At 75.2% G+C, this 13,329-nt stretch carries 12 protein-coding genes; 2 read left to right on the forward strand and 10 right to left on the reverse strand.

The annotated features are described in order from the left end of the window. Positions 1–97 precede the first annotated feature (97 nt). Both ABZZ04_RS26195 and ABZZ04_RS26200 read right to left on the reverse strand, forming a co-directional pair. A complete protein-coding gene (locus ABZZ04_RS26195) occupies positions 98–1,006 on the reverse strand; it encodes an NAD(P)-dependent oxidoreductase (protein ID WP_356934659.1) in 909 nt (302 codons plus the stop codon). 55 nt (positions 1,007–1,061) lie between these two features. Next, a complete protein-coding gene (locus tag ABZZ04_RS26200; RefSeq protein ID WP_356934673.1) occupies positions 1,062–1,709 on the reverse strand; it encodes an adenosylcobinamide amidohydrolase in 648 nt (215 codons plus the stop codon). A 356-nt stretch (positions 1,710–2,065) separates the two neighbouring features. Here ABZZ04_RS26200 and ABZZ04_RS26205 point away from each other — a divergent pair, with 356 nt between their 5' ends. Next, entirely contained in the window at positions 2,066–3,088 is a 1,023-nt protein-coding gene (locus ABZZ04_RS26205) for a PRC and DUF2382 domain-containing protein (RefSeq protein ID WP_356934660.1), read from the forward strand. A 167-nt stretch (positions 3,089–3,255) separates the two neighbouring features. Here ABZZ04_RS26205 and ABZZ04_RS26210 read toward each other — a convergent pair whose 3' ends face one another. The 7 genes from ABZZ04_RS26210 to ABZZ04_RS26240 all read right to left on the reverse strand — a co-directional run bounded on the left by ABZZ04_RS26210 (position 3,256) and on the right by ABZZ04_RS26240 (position 11,514). Then, positions 3,256–4,479: a beta-ketoacyl-[acyl-carrier-protein] synthase family protein gene (locus tag ABZZ04_RS26210; RefSeq protein ID WP_356934661.1), complete on the reverse strand. Its 1,224-nt coding sequence runs from the start codon at positions 4,477–4,479 to the stop codon at positions 3,256–3,258. Then, positions 4,476–4,751 carry an acyl carrier protein gene (locus tag ABZZ04_RS26215; protein WP_356934662.1) on the reverse strand — a complete coding sequence of 92 codons (276 nt, stop codon included), beginning with the start codon at positions 4,749–4,751 and terminating at the stop codon, positions 4,476–4,478. Before ABZZ04_RS26215 ends, ABZZ04_RS26210 begins: the two co-directional genes overlap by 4 nt. A gap of 280 nt (positions 4,752–5,031) precedes the next feature. Next, complete coding sequence (locus ABZZ04_RS26220) at positions 5,032–6,897, reverse strand: acyl-CoA dehydrogenase (protein WP_356934663.1); 1,866 nt, start codon at positions 6,895–6,897, stop codon at positions 5,032–5,034. A gap of 13 nt (positions 6,898–6,910) precedes the next feature. Further along, positions 6,911–8,188, reverse strand: coding sequence for a beta-ketoacyl-[acyl-carrier-protein] synthase family protein (locus tag ABZZ04_RS26225; RefSeq protein ID WP_356934664.1), 1,278 nt, complete (start codon positions 8,186–8,188; stop codon positions 6,911–6,913). A 209-nt stretch (positions 8,189–8,397) separates the two neighbouring features. Next, complete coding sequence (locus ABZZ04_RS26230) at positions 8,398–9,330, reverse strand: carbohydrate kinase (RefSeq protein WP_356934665.1); 933 nt, start codon at positions 9,328–9,330, stop codon at positions 8,398–8,400. A gap of 273 nt (positions 9,331–9,603) precedes the next feature. Next, positions 9,604–10,485 (reverse strand): ABC transporter substrate-binding protein, encoded by an 882-nt coding sequence (locus ABZZ04_RS26235; RefSeq protein ID WP_356934666.1) that lies wholly within the window; start codon positions 10,483–10,485, stop codon positions 9,604–9,606. A gap of 132 nt (positions 10,486–10,617) precedes the next feature. Beyond that, complete coding sequence (locus ABZZ04_RS26240; protein ID WP_356934667.1) at positions 10,618–11,514, reverse strand: LysR family transcriptional regulator; 897 nt, start codon at positions 11,512–11,514, stop codon at positions 10,618–10,620. Between the two features lie 78 nt (positions 11,515–11,592). On the opposite strand from ABZZ04_RS26240, the gene ABZZ04_RS26245 reads away from it, so the two are divergent. After that, a complete protein-coding gene (locus ABZZ04_RS26245; RefSeq protein WP_356934668.1) occupies positions 11,593–12,852 on the forward strand; it encodes an MFS transporter in 1,260 nt (419 codons plus the stop codon). Here ABZZ04_RS26245 and ABZZ04_RS26250 read toward each other — a convergent pair. Further along, positions 12,842–13,159, reverse strand: a complete 318-nt coding sequence (locus tag ABZZ04_RS26250; protein ID WP_356934669.1) for a cupin — start codon at positions 13,157–13,159, stop codon at positions 12,842–12,844. The two genes, ABZZ04_RS26245 and ABZZ04_RS26250, sit on opposite strands and share 11 nt — an antisense overlap. Positions 13,160–13,329 lie beyond the last annotated feature (170 nt).

Raw genomic sequence — 13,329 nt, forward strand, 5'->3', positions numbered from 1 at the left:
TAGTCCGGATGGGGGATGCTCGGCTTTGAATGCCCTTCCCCCGGAGGGGCGGGGGCCGCCCGGGGCGCACGGGCCCGTGCGCCCCGGGCGGCGGGGCTCAGCCGGCGGTGGCGTCCGGGGCGCGGCCCGCGTAGTACGTGGCGATCATGTCCTCGCCGCCGTGTCCCGCCGCCTCGGCGCGCGCGAAACGTTCGGCCGACGCCTCGACCAGGTCCAGCCGCACCCCCGACGCCCTCGCCGCGTCCAGGATGAGCCGGGTGTCCTTGAGCGCGGTGGACAGGGCGAAGCTCGGGGCGAGGTCGCCGGAGAGGACCGCGGCGGACTTCCCCTGCAGATAGGCGGAGTCCAGCGGGCCGCCCTTCATGACGTCGAGGAAGGTCCGCGGATCGACACCCAGTCCCTCGGCGAGGTTGAGGCACTCGGCGATGTTGTTGACCATGGTGATCACCCAGGTGTTGACCACGAGCTTGAGCCGCGAGGCCGCCCCGGGGGTCTCGTCGACCCAGACCGTGCGCCGCCCGATCGCGTCCAGCACGGGTTCGACCTTCCCGCGGACGGCGGCCGGGCCCGCGACGAAGACCGTCAACGCGCCTTGTTCCGCGGGCTGTTTCGTACCGGAGACCGGCGCGTCGAGATAGACCGGTCCCAGCTCCGCCGTGCGCCGGGCGAGGTCGGCGGTGGCGTCGGGCCCGACCGTCGTGCTCTGGAGCAGCACCTGACCGGCGTGCAGTCCCCCGGCCGCGGCGTCGAGCGCGGCGGCCACGGAGGGTCCGTCGTTGAGCATGGTGAGGACGACGTCGGCGCCGCGCACGGCCTGCTCGGCCGTCTCCGCGACCGTGGCGCCGTCGGCCGCGAGCGGGACCGCCCTGGCGTGCGTACGGTTCCAGGCGCGGACCTCCAGTCCGGCCCTGAGCAGGCTGCGGGCCATGCCCGATCCCATGGTTCCGGTGCCGAGGACGGCGACGGCCGGCCTCGGCGGGGCGGTGCCGGTGGCGCTCGGGGTCATGCGTGGGCTCCCTTCGTCGGCCGCGCCCCGGGGGCGGTGCGCGGCGCCGTGGTGCTCAGGATTGCCGCCGCGCCCCGTCGAGCACGGCAGCGTGCACGGCCCTGGCGAGTCGCGCGCCCCAGCGGGAACGCGGCCCGGCGAAGGGTTCGGCGGGGCGGGGCCCCGGGGCGGGCGCCGCGACGCACACGGCGTCGGTGGGGGTGCCCGAGCAGTCGAGGCCCGCGTCCAGGAGCGCCTGGACCTTGGCCTCCGTGGCCGTGGCGACCGCGTTGACGAGCGCGGCGTCGGAGAGCGGCACGGGGAGGGTGACGATGATGTTGATCGTGCCTGGGGGCGGCGGCCCCTGCGTCCCCTCCGCCGGGGCGGCCGCCCAGCCGCGCACGCCCAGGCCGCAGGTGGCGGTCGCGGTCGCTCCCCCGTCGGTCGCGCGGGTGTGCGCGGTGACGTCGGCGGCGGTCATCAGTCCCGCGCCGGGGCCGGTGAGGCGCTCCGCGGCGGCGATCTCCGCGAGGTGCCGGTCGGGGTCCAGGCGCGGGTAGCCACCGGGCACCTGGGCGTTGAGGATCCACTCGCGCGGGCCGATGCCGCCGCCGAGCACGGCGCTGGAGCACACCCGCCACCCCGGCCCGAGGCGCCACACCAGATGGTGGAGGTCCGCGCCGCCCTCGTGCCGGGCCAGCAGTTCGCCATGCTGCTCGGGCAGCCGGATGCGTACGGAACCGATGGGGGCACCTCCGGTGGCGCGGCTGGACGGGGTCGGCTTGTGGCCCGTCGATCATATGTGCCGGGGGCCGGCGGCCGGGCGGGCCGCCCGCGGGGGCGGTCGTACCGGACCGGCGGCGTCGGCCCCCGCCCGCGCATCACCCGATCGGCCTAATCCCGTACGGGAGTGCGCACCGCCCCGGCGGGCGGTCAGCGCCGAACCGCCGGAGGCGCGGAGGCCGGCTGCCGGGGGCCGGGAGGTTGCAGCGTCCATCCGGGTGAGGCGCGATGGAATTCGGACGCGCCTCACCTGATGGACCCAGCCACAGGACGCGCCCGGGCGAGGAGGAATCGGTCATGGGAGCCGCTGACGGTTTCACGGATTCCGGAGAGCTCGACGGCCTGACGGTGTACGACACCGACGGTGAGAAGGTCGGCAGTGTGGGCCGGGTGTACGTCGACGACAACACCGGCCGTCCGGACTGGATCACGGTGAAAACCGGTCTGTTCGGCATGAAGGAGAGTTTCGTCCCGCTGGCCGGGGCCCGCCGGGTCGGGTCCGACCTGCACATCTCGCACTCGAAGGAACGGGTCAAGGAAGCGCCCCGGGTGGACGCGGACGCGCATCTGTCCGTGGCGGAGGAGGAAGAGCTCTACAGCCACTACGGCCTTCCCAGGAACACCGCCACCTCGTTCGGCAACCGACCGGGAGCCGGCACCACGGGAGCGGCGGGAGCGGCCGGGACCGGCGCCATGGGCGCGGCGGGCACCGGACGCGCCCCCGGGATCGGCCGGACGCCCGCGCCCGGCACCACCGCCTCCGGCACGGGAACGGCCCGTACCACCTCGTCCGGCATGTCCGGCACCGGCATGGGGCAGGGCGGACGCCGCGGGACCGGGGCGGCCGGCACCGCCCGTCCGCTCGTCGGCGCCGGGGCGGGCTCCGAACGGTCCGCCGCCGATCCGGCCGGCAAGGAGGAGATGATCCGCTCCGAGGAGCAACTGCACGTCGGCACCGAGGAGTACGAGAGCGGGAAGGCCCGGCTGCACAAGTACGTGGTCACCGAGAACGTCACCCGGACCGTGCCCGTGACGCACGAGGAGGTGCGCCTGGTCCGCGAACCGCTGGAGCCCGGCGACCGGCCGGCGGGACGCGCGGACATCCGCGAGCAGGACGTCGAGGTCACCCTGCACGCCGAACGCGCCACCACCCGCAAGGAGACCGTGCCCGTGGAGAGGGTGCGCATGGAGACCAGGAGGGTGACCGAGCAGAAGGAGGTCTCCGCCGAACTCCGCAAGGAGCAGATCGACTACGCGGACGGCACGCAGCCCGGCGGCAAGGACATGGGCGGCGAGCTCGGCCGGGGACGCCACCGCTGACCTCCCGGGCCGTGTCCGCGAGGTCCCGCCGTGCGCCCCGCAGGGCGTGTCCCGCGGTGTCCGGTGCGTGCCGGGCGCCGCGGGCCGGGCGGGACTCCGCGCGGACGGCCCGGGACGGCCCCGTGCGCCGCGCCGTCGGCCGGGCCGTGTCCGGTGGACGCCGCCGCCTACGGACGCTGGAGGGCGAGCACGGCGTTGTGCCCGCCGAATCCGAAGGAGTGGCTGACGGCGCGCCGGACGGTCCGGTGCAGGGGCTGCTTGGTGACGCAGTCGATGTCGAACCCGGGCGCCGGGGCGTCCAGGTTGGCGATCGGCGGTACGACACCGCGCTGGAGCGTGAGGATCGTCAGCCCGGCCTCGATCGCCCCGGCCGCCCCCATGCAGTGCCCCAGCACGCCCTTGGGCGCGGTCACGGGGGGCCGGTGGGGGTAGACCCGGGCGATGAGGGCGGCCTCGGTGGCGTCGTTGGCCGGGGTCGCCGTGCCGTGGGCGTTGACGTGTTCGACGTCCTCGGCCGCCCAGCCCGCGTCGCGCAGCGCGGCCTCCACCGCCGCCTGGGCGACCGCGCCGGACGGGTGCGGGCGGATCGGGTGGTGGGCGTCGGTGGTCGCACCGGTGCCGGCCAGCAGGGCCCGGGGCGCGGCGCCCCGGGCATCGGCGTCGTCCGCCCGTTCCAGCACCATGACGGCGGCGCCCTCGCCCATGACCAGCCCGGCGCGGTCGGCCGCGAAGGGCCGGCAGAGCAGGGCGAGGTCGCCTTCCTTCCGGGCCCCGGCCCCGGACCTGGCGAACCCGGCCATGGCCACCGGGTAGACGATCGACTCGGTGGCTCCCGCGATGGCGATGTCGCACTGCCCGGTGGCCAGCAGGTCGCGGGCGACGGACAGTGCGGTGGCGCCGGACGAGCAGGCGGTGCAGGGCGCCAGGCTGGGCCCGGTGGCCTTCATCTGGATCGCGATCTCGGCGGCGGGCATGTTCGGGATCGTGAGCAGGATGCCCGACGGGGAGGTGGCCCCGGCCCCCGACCGTTCGAGCACCACGGCCTGCTCGGTCAGTGAGGCCGAGCCCCCGCTGCTGGTGCCGACGACCACCGCGACCCGGCCGCCGTCCCACCGGGCCGGGTCGAGTCCGGCGTCGGCGACCGCCTCCCGGGCGGCGAGGACGGCGAACTTCACGTATCTCCCCATGCGGAAGGCCGCACGGCCGCCGATCGCGGCGTCCAGGTCGATGCCGTCGACGACGCAGGCGAAGTCGATCTCGCACCCTTCCAGTTCCGCGACGGTGCGGGCCGGCGAGACACCGGCGCACACGCCGTTCCAGGTGGACTCGGTGTCGTTGCCGACCGGGGTGATCATGCCCAGGCCGGTGACGGCGATGGCCGGTTTGTTCATCGGGCGCTGCTCATCGCGCTCTCGCCGACCACCAGCGCCCCGCCGTCGGTCGCCTCGATGAACCGGGTGATGTCGGCGAGGGTGGCGTTCTTGGGGAGCCGGTCGAAGTCCTGGTCGCCGCCGGCGGTCTCCCGGAGGAGGACGGCGAACTCGGCGGCGGCCAGGGAGTCCATCTCCAGGCTGTCCATCGTGGAGTCCGGGCGGATCTCGCCGACGGGCACTTTGAAGGTGTGCGTCAGCACCTCGGTGATCTTGGGATGAATCGCACTCATGATCTTCCTCTTCGTCGTTCGGCCGTCGTCCGGCCGTCTTTCGGTCCGGCTGCCGGGCCCGGGGAGCATCGTCCCGACGTCGGATCAACTGGGTGGAGTGCCTCCAGTTACGCCTTGTGCCGAACCGATTCGGCACCGTTCTCCCCGCGCCTCGCGCAACACCGGGCCAGAACCGCCGTCGTACCCCAGAAAGCCAGCAGGACGACACGGACCCCGAGCGCCCCGGCGGCCTCCCGGACCCGGCCGGGGCGCACGGTTGTTCCCGTTGCCCTCATGGCTCTCATCGCCCCTCCGCAGCCGTCGTCCGGCCCCCGTCCGCGTGCCAGGAGGCCGCCGGATCGTCGTACGCGTCCGTGTAGTCGGCGCCGGCGATGGGCCAGTCGGCGAGCACCTGGGACGGCAGCGCGAAGGACTCGACGAGGTCCGGGAGCCGGGCGGCGACGGCGGTGACGAGCTCCTCCACCGCGTCCGGCAGCCCTTTGACCTGACTGACCGTCAAATACCCTGCGGCCAGCAGGTCACCGCTGTTGCGGGCGACGACGTCGAGCGCGAACAGCCGTTGCAGCTCGTCGAGCCGGTCCCTGGCGGGCCCCTCGGGCAGGGCGGCCACCGCCTCCGCGTAAGCCTCGGCCGCCTGGCCGCACGCGTGCGCCTCGACCCCGCGCAGCGCGGGCCCGGCCGCCGCGTTCCAGCGGGCCAGCCGGTCGCCCCGGGGGGCGAGACCGATCCGTTCCCCGGCCCGCGCGAACCAGATCCGCTCCAGCGCCGCGAGCAGCCCGCCGAGGAACCGGGGGTCGTCGAGCGCGCCGGTCGTCGCGGCGGGGGGATCGTCGTACCCGGCGGGCGGGGCGGCGAACAGCATCTCGGCGGCCGCCTTGGCGTGGATGGCCACGTTGTCGCCCTCGGCGGTGATGGCGCCCTCCACCCCGGTGACCAGTTCGCTCATGCCGTTGTGCTCCAGGAGCGCCTGGGCCCCGCAGCGTTCCCGGCACTCGACGATCACGGCCCTGGCCCGCCAGGTGATCCACCCCTTGGCGACGGCGACCAGCCGCTCCGCCCCCTCCCGCCCCTCCCCCAGCTCCTCCCGCTCCCACCGGTCCAGGGCCCTGCGGTGCAGCAGGCTCATCGCGAAGACGGTGGCCATGGCGTGGGCGAGCGGGCCGTGGTGGCTGCGGTGGGCGATCACCGGCACCGGCCGTGAGCCGCGGGGGCCCGAGATGTACCGGTGCCCCCCGTAGCGGACGGCGACGGCGAGCGTCGCGCGGGCCGAACCGACCGCGCAGGCGGTCATCGAGATCTTGCCGGAGGTGACCCGGCCGATCGAGGTCAGGAAGCGACGCCTCCGGTTGGCCACGGCGCTGCTGAACTCCCCGTCGTCGCCGATGCGTCCGTGCTCCCCGCCGAGCAGCGCCGCGCGCTCCACGAAGACCCGGTCGAAGGAGGTCAGGCAGTGGTCCACCGGGCTGCCGGTGCGGGCGGGCAGCCGGCGCACCCGGATGCCGGGCAGGGCCCGTACCGCGTCGGTGAGCGGCACGAGGAAGAGGAAGACGCCGTGGTCGTCCCCGTCGACGATCAGCCGGGCCGCCACCAGTCCGGTCTTGGGGCCGCCGACCGGGCTGGTGTTGGGCATGAACTTCTGCGCCCCGGCGTGCGGGGTGTGCAGCACGAACCCGTCGCGTCCGCGGTCGTAGGTGGCCGTGGTCTCGACGGCCGCGGCGTCGTTGCCGTGCGCCACCTCCGTGCAGAGGAAGGTGCCGACACTGCGCAGCCGGAGGAAGTCGGAGAGGTCGCGGGGGGTGTCGCCCCCGTGGTCGAGGAGGCTGCCGAGGAAGAGGTTGTAGTGGATTCCGGCCACCGTGGCGAGCGCCGGGTCGACCGGGCCGAGCCACTCGTGCAGGGCCGCGAGGGCGCGCGGGTCGGCGGCCAGCCGGGCGCCGCTGTCCAGGCATTCGTTGAGGACGCGCAGCCGCTCGTACACGAGGGCCAGGCGCTCGTCGGGGGTGCGCAGGTCCGGACGGCGGAACGGTTCCGTGCTGATCATCCGTTGCCAGAAGCCGTGCTCCCGGCGGAAGTCGTCGCCGAGGAGGACACCGGTGAGCAGATCCGTGGACCGTTCGGCGGAAGGGCTGTCGATCGTTGCGGTCATGAAAATATAACGATCAAGCAATGGCGAGGACACCCGGTTCCGTGCGCGGCGGACCGTCCCCGGCGAACCGCTGGAAGGCGAGCACGACGTTGTGCCCGCCGAAGCCGAAGGAGTGGCTCAGCGCCCGCTCGACGCGCTGGGGGCGGGGCTCCTTGACCACGCAGTCCAGGTCGAACCCGTCGGGCAGCGAGTCCAGGTTGGCGATGGGCGGTACGAGGCCGTGCTCCAGGGTCAGCACGGTGGCGACCGCCTCGATCGCCCCGGCCGCGGCGAGGGTGTGCCCGAGCACCCCCTTGGGGGCGGTCACCGACGGGCGGTGGGGGAAGAGCGACGAGATCAGGGCGGTCTCCATCGCGTCGTTCAGCACCGTGGACGTGCCATGTGCGTTGATGTGGTCGACCTCGTGGGCCGCCCAGCCCGCCTCCGCCAGCGCGGACTCGACGGCCTTGCGCGCGCCGCCGCCGTCCGGCGCCGGGGCCGTGGGGTGGTGGGCGTCGGTGGCGGAGCCCGCACCGGTCAGCAGGGCGCGCGGGCGGGCGCCGCGGGCGAGCGCGTCGTCCGTGCGCTCCAGTACGAGCACGGCGGCGCCCTCGCCGATCACGAAGCCGTCCCGGTCGGCGGCGAACGGCCGCGAGGCCCCTGCCGGGTCGTCCCCGCGCAGGGAGAGCGCGCCCATCCCCGCGAAGGCGCTCACCACCAGCGGGGTCAGCACGGACTCCGCGCCGCCGGCCACCACCACGTCGCACCGGCCGCCCGTCAGCAGGTCGCGGGCGACGGCGAGCGCCGTCGCCCCGGACGCGCAGGCGGTCGCCGGTGCCAGGCTGGGGCCGTGCGCCCGCAGGGCGATGGCCACCTCCCCGGCGGCGGCGTTGGGCATCATCATCGGGACCAGGAGCGGCGAGACCGCGTCCGGTCCGCCGTCGCCGAGCCGGCGCACGTTGTCGACGAGGACGGAGACCGCGCCCACCCCGACGCCGAGCACCACGCCGACCCGGTCGCCGTCCCACCGCTCGGGCGAGAGACCGGCGTCCGCCACCGCACGGCGGGCGGCGACCAGCGCCATCTTCACGAACCGCGCCATGCGCCAGACCGCCCGCCCGCCGACGGCCCGGTCCAGGTCGATCCCGTCCACCGGACAGCCGAAGTCGACCGGCAGCCCGGCCAGTTCGTCGCATCCGCGGGCCACCGACACCCCGGCGCACAGCCCCTCCCAGAAGGTCTGCTCCTCCGCGCCCGCGGGCGTCACCAGCCCCAGTCCCGTCACCGCGACACCCATGCCGACCCGCGCCATGTTCCGCCCCCTCCTCCGTAATCGATCACGCCTACCGGTTGTCGAACGGCAGTAGCCCCGGAGAGGATGCGGCCAATTACCCGAACGGGTCATTGACACCCCCGACGGGTCGAACGGCTGCGCGTGTCGCGGTGAGTGTTCCCACCCGGTCGCAGCAGTGTCGGCGCGTCGTGCGCACCGACGCGGGCCGGAGTGCTGCGTCCGGGTGTTCAGGTCCGGTCGAGTGCCGTCGCCAGCTCCGCCGCGTCCGGCGGGTTGGCACCGGCCCGGGAGACGGTCACCGCGGCGGAGGCCACCGCGTGGCGCAGGACGTCGGCCACCGTGTCCCGGTCCGTCGCGCGCAGCCGCTCCCGGCCGTCCGCACCGAGCAGTCCGTGCGCGGCGAGGGCGTGCAGGGTGCCCGACATGAAGGCGTCGCCCGCCCCCACCGTGTCGACGACCTCGACGGGCAGCGCGTCGACCGCCACCCGCGCGCCGGGCAGGACGGCCAGCGCGCCGTCGCCTCCCCGGGTGACCAGGACCAGGGCCGGGCCGGTGGCAAGCCACCGTTCGGCGACCCGTCCGGGGTCCTGGCCCGGGTAGAGCCACTCCAGGTCCTCGTCGCTCGCCTTGACCACGTCGCCGAGCGCGACGCACCGCTCGACCCTGCGCACGGCGTCCTGATGGTCCCCCATCAGTTCGGGCCGCACGTTGGGGTCGTAGCTGACGGTCGCGGACGCCCGCAGCGACTCGACGGCGCCGAGGACGGTCGCCGCGCCCGGTTCCATCACCGCGGCGACGGAGCCGATGTGGACGTGGTGCGGTGTCCGGTCCAGGGCGACCGGGCCCAGCGTCCAGGTGATCTCGAAGGTGTACGCGGCCCGGCCCCCGGCGTCCAGGGTCACGGCCGCGGAGGGGGTGGCGGCCATGGCTCCGTCCGTGCGCACCTCGACGCCTGCCCCGGTCAGGTGGTCCCTGATCAGCCGTCCGTCGTCGTCCGGTCCGAGCTGGGTGAGCAGGGTGGTGTCGTGCCCGAGCCGGGCCAGGCCGAGGGCGACGTTGGCCGGGCTGCCGCCCGGGTGGACCCGGTCGGCCGCGCCCGGCAGCCGGACGATGTCGGCGACGCATTCGCCGATGACCAGCGGGTCGAGTCTGTCGAGCATGGGGGTGGGATCTCCTGGAGTGCGGTGGCGGGGTGTCCTGGCGGGCGGTGCGGCCCGGACTCGTCGGGTCCGATCCTGCCGTGTGTACGACGGGTGCCGGTCACGGCACCGGCCGAAGCCCGTCCCGCATGCGAGGAACCGGCCGACGCCGCCGGGGCGCGGCAGGCGGGATCCCCCGGCGTCCCCCGGTCCTGGGCCGCGGCCCAGGGGCACGGTCCGGGGTGCTCTCCGGGGCCGGCGCGGGCCCCGCTCCAGGGGCGGCGCGGGCCGGGCTCAGTGCCCGGCGGCCTCCAGCGCGTCGGCCACCGAGGTGAGGAAGTGCGCGTGGGCCCGCGCGCTGCAGACCGGTTCGGGGTTCCACGGCACCACCCGCGCGGCCCGTTCGATCGCCGCCCAGTCGGGGTTCGTCCGGAGTCCGTCGAGCGGCGCGGCGTTGGACCGGATGTCGGCGAGCACGACGGCCGGGCCCAGGGCCGCGGCCTGCGCCCAGTCGACCGTGGACCAGCTCGCACCGGGCCCCTCGGCCGGTTCCACGACGTCGACGCCCAGCTCTGCCAGCACCCGCAGCTCGGGCCACGTGCCGGGGCGGGCGAGGTGGACCTGCTCCTGCCCGGCCGGGGAGAGGGCGAGGACCCGGGGGCCGGACGGGGCGGCGGCGAGCGTGCGCAGCCGGTCCCGGGCGGCGTCCAGTTCCCGGGTCGCCGTCGCGGGCTCCGCCGCGCCGAGCGAGCGGGCCAGCCGGGCGAACCGGTCGCCGATCTCCGCGAAGGTGCGCGCCCGGCCCACGTCGATGACGACGACCGGGACCTGCTCCTCCAGGTGCTTGGCGGTCTCCGGCGCGAGCCCGTAGACATGACCGGCGCCGTAGCTGACGGCCACCACGAGGTCGGGCCCACCGCTCAGCAGGGTGTCCACGTCCAGGGCGCTTCCGGCCCCGAGGTAGGCGACCTCGTCCGGCGGCAGCGACCCGGTCTTCGCGGCGTCCGGCACGGCGTGGTCGTCGTGGTCCGAGCCGAACAGTCCGTTCGGACGTATCCCGTGGTCCCAGAGGGTCGCCCCGGCCTGCACATAGGCCAGGATCCGTTCCGGGCGGCGGTCGGCGGTCGCCAACTGCCCCCGGTCGTCCGAGAACTGCCACACGGTCTGCTCCCTCACGTCACACGCTCCTCGCCGCCGACGTCCGGTCCGCCTCTTGTCCCGGGTTCGTACACCTGTACCTGCCCAGCGGACCGCCGGGGCATCCCTGGACGAGCGCTCCCCGCGGTGGGAACGGCGTGGAGACGCCGCTCAGGAACCGGCGTCCGGATCGGTGCCGAGGTCAATGCCGAGGCCGGTGAGGAACGCCGCGGCCGCCGGGGTGGGGCGGGACCGGCTCCAGACCAGCCGCTCCGTCCGGGCGGGCGCGTCGCGGACGGGCAGCACGCGCACCCCGGTCAGTTCCGCCGCGAAGACGGCCGGCAGCATGGCGATGCCGAGCCCGCTGCGGACCAGCCGGACGATGAAGTCGGTGCTGCTGACCTCGAACGCCACCTCGCGGGAGAGCCCCATCGCCGCGAACGCCTCCTCCGACTGCGCCCGCGCGGCGGTGCCGTCGGGGTAGTCGACGAACATCTCCTGCGCCAGCAGGCCCAGGTCGGCCTCCGTCCGTTTCGCCAGGGCGTGGGTCGGGGCGACGACGGCGGCCAGTTCGCCGGTGCTCAGCTCGTGGTCGCTCACCCCCTTGGGCCGGTAGCTCGGCAGCACGCCCAGGAACGCCACGTCGAGCGTCCCGTCCCGCACCTCCTGGACCAGGTCCTTGCTCGCCCCGTCCCGCAGGACGATGCGCACCTTCGGGTAGCGGAGGTGGAACGCCCGCAGCGCGGCCGGGATGTCGACGGTGGAGACGGTCGGGATGACGCCGACCGCGAGACGGCCGCGGACCTCCCCCGCCGCCGCGGCGACCTCGGAGCGGGCCCGTTCCGCCGCGTCCAGCGCCTGCCGGGCCGCCGGCAGGAACACCTCGCCCGCCGCGGTGAGCCGCACCCGGCGGCTGGTGCGGTCGAAGAGCCGGGCCCCCAGCTCCTTCTCCAGCCGGGCGATCTGATGACTCAGCGCGGACTGGACGACCAGGCATCTCTTCGCGGCGCGCGTGAAGCTGCCCAGTTCGGCCACCGCGACCACGTACCGCATCTGCTGGAGTTCCATCCATCCATCGTGAACCACGATCGATGAAATGAAAAACATGTGTTGGACTCATAGATGGAGTTCACGGAGGCTGTGCGCATGGCTCTTTCCACCCACGTGACCCGAGGCCGGGCCGTCGCCCGCGCCCTTCCCGAACCGCCCGTGCTCAGCCGCGGCCTGGTCCTGCTGATGGCCGTCGCCGCCGGTCTCTCCTGCGCCGGGAACTACTTCGCGCAGCCGCTCCTGGACCTCATCGAGCTGAACCTGGGCATCGGGACCACCGCCGCGGGGATGGTCGTGACCGCCGCGCAGGCCGGGTACGCGCTGGGGCTGATCCTGCTCGTCCCGCTCGGGGACGTCCTGGACCGCCGGCGGCTCGCCGTGGGCCTGTTCGCGCTGACCGCCCTCTTCCTCCTGGTGACGGCCGCCGCCCCGGCCGGCCCGCTGCTGATCGCCGGGACCCTGCTGACCGCGCTGGCCTCCGTCGGGGCACAGGTCGTGGTGCCGTTCGCGGCGGCCCTCGCGTCCCCGGCCGAACGCGGCAGGGTCGTCGGCGTGGTCATGTCCGGGGTCCTGCTCGGCGGGCTGTTCGGGCGGCTGGCCGCGGGCGCGTTGTCCGAGCTGGGCGGCTGGCGGACCGTGTACTGGGTGAACGCGCTGCTCATGGCGGTCATGGCGGTGCTCCTGCACCATCGGCTGCCCCGGCTGCCCCGGACGGGCGACGCGGCCGCGATGTCGTACACCGGGCTGCTGCGCTCCACCCTGTCCCTGCTGCGGCACGAGCCGGTGCTGCGCCGGCGGGCGGTCATCGGCGCGTTCTCCATGGCCTCGTACAGCGTGCAGCTGACCGCGCTGACGTTCCTGCTGGCCCGGGACCCCTTCGGCTGGAGCGCCGCCGCCATCGGGCTCTTCGGTCTGGTGGGCGTCATCGGGGTGGTGGGCATGAACATCGCGGCCCGGCTGAGCGACCGGGGCCGGGTGCAGACGGTGTCGGGGGCGGCGGCCGTGCTGCTCACGCTCTCCTGGCTGCCGATGCTGGCCGGCGGATCGTCGCTGCTGTGGCTGACGGTCGGGGTGATCCTGCTGAACATCGCCCAGCAGGCGGGGCTCAACAGCGGCCAGCACGTGATCTACGCGCTCCGTCCGGAGGCCCGCAGCCGGATCAACTCCGCCTACATGACGCTGTTCTTCATGGGTGGTGCGGCCGGGGCCGCGCTCGCCTCGGTGGTGTGGTCGCGGGCCGGCTGGACCGGGATCTCCCTGCTGGGCGGGGCGCTCGCCGCGGGCAGCCTGGTGATGTGGATCCTGGAGCGGGTGCGGGCGGCCGCCGGGGCCCGTGCCGGGGCCGTCACTCGTTGACGGCGGTCAGCAGCACCACGGCGTCCTCCAGCGCCAGCAGCCCGTGCCGCTCCTGCGGGATCGGGTGGAGCGTCCCGGCTCCCAGCTCCGCGTCGCCCGAGGGCGCCGTGAGCCGGACCCGGCCGCGGAGCACCTGGAGGGAGGCCGCGACGGGGGCGTTGTGCTCGTCGAGGGCGGAGCCCGCGGTGAGGGAGATGACGGTCTGCCGCAGCGGCCCCTCGTGCAGCAGGCGGTGGGCGCTGCGGCCGTGCGCGGAGTCGCGGGCCGCGGCCAGGTGCTCGTCGGCGAGGGCATTCAGGTCGTCCATGTGCCCACTGTGCCGCAGCCCCCGGCCCGCCGCGATCCTGACGCGGCCCCGGGGCGGCCGCCGGCGGGGGGGGCGGGCCGCGGGGGGGGGGGGGGGGCGGGGCCCCGGGGCCCGGGGGGCGGGCGGGGGGAGCCCGGGGGGGGCGCGCGGGGTGAGAGCGGCGGGTGTCG

Origin of the sequence: Streptomyces sp. NPDC006435 (assembly GCF_040612315.1) — a bacterium.
Taxonomy (GTDB): domain Bacteria; phylum Actinomycetota; class Actinomycetes; order Streptomycetales; family Streptomycetaceae; genus Streptomyces.

Bases quoted from the DNA above. Each gene is read 5' to 3' on its own strand.
- ABZZ04_RS26195 (WP_356934659.1), bottom strand. From the start codon at position 1,006: ATGACCCCGAGCGCCACCGGCACCGCCCCGCCGAGGCCGGCCGTCGCC.
- ABZZ04_RS26205 (WP_356934660.1), top strand. From the start codon at position 2,066: ATGGGAGCCGCTGACGGTTTCACGGATTCCGGAGAGCTCGACGGCCTG.
- ABZZ04_RS26210 (WP_356934661.1), bottom strand. From the start codon at position 4,479: ATGAACAAACCGGCCATCGCCGTCACCGGCCTGGGCATGATCACCCCG.
- ABZZ04_RS26215 (WP_356934662.1), bottom strand. From the start codon at position 4,751: ATGAGTGCGATTCATCCCAAGATCACCGAGGTGCTGACGCACACCTTC.
- ABZZ04_RS26220 (WP_356934663.1), bottom strand. From the start codon at position 6,897: ATGACCGCAACGATCGACAGCCCTTCCGCCGAACGGTCCACGGATCTG.
- ABZZ04_RS26225 (WP_356934664.1), bottom strand. From the start codon at position 8,188: ATGGCGCGGGTCGGCATGGGTGTCGCGGTGACGGGACTGGGGCTGGTG.
- ABZZ04_RS26230 (WP_356934665.1), bottom strand. From the start codon at position 9,330: ATGCTCGACAGACTCGACCCGCTGGTCATCGGCGAATGCGTCGCCGAC.
- ABZZ04_RS26240 (WP_356934667.1), bottom strand. From the start codon at position 11,514: ATGGAACTCCAGCAGATGCGGTACGTGGTCGCGGTGGCCGAACTGGGC.
- ABZZ04_RS26245 (WP_356934668.1), top strand. From the start codon at position 11,593: ATGGCTCTTTCCACCCACGTGACCCGAGGCCGGGCCGTCGCCCGCGCC.
- ABZZ04_RS26250 (WP_356934669.1), bottom strand. From the start codon at position 13,159: ATGGACGACCTGAATGCCCTCGCCGACGAGCACCTGGCCGCGGCCCGC.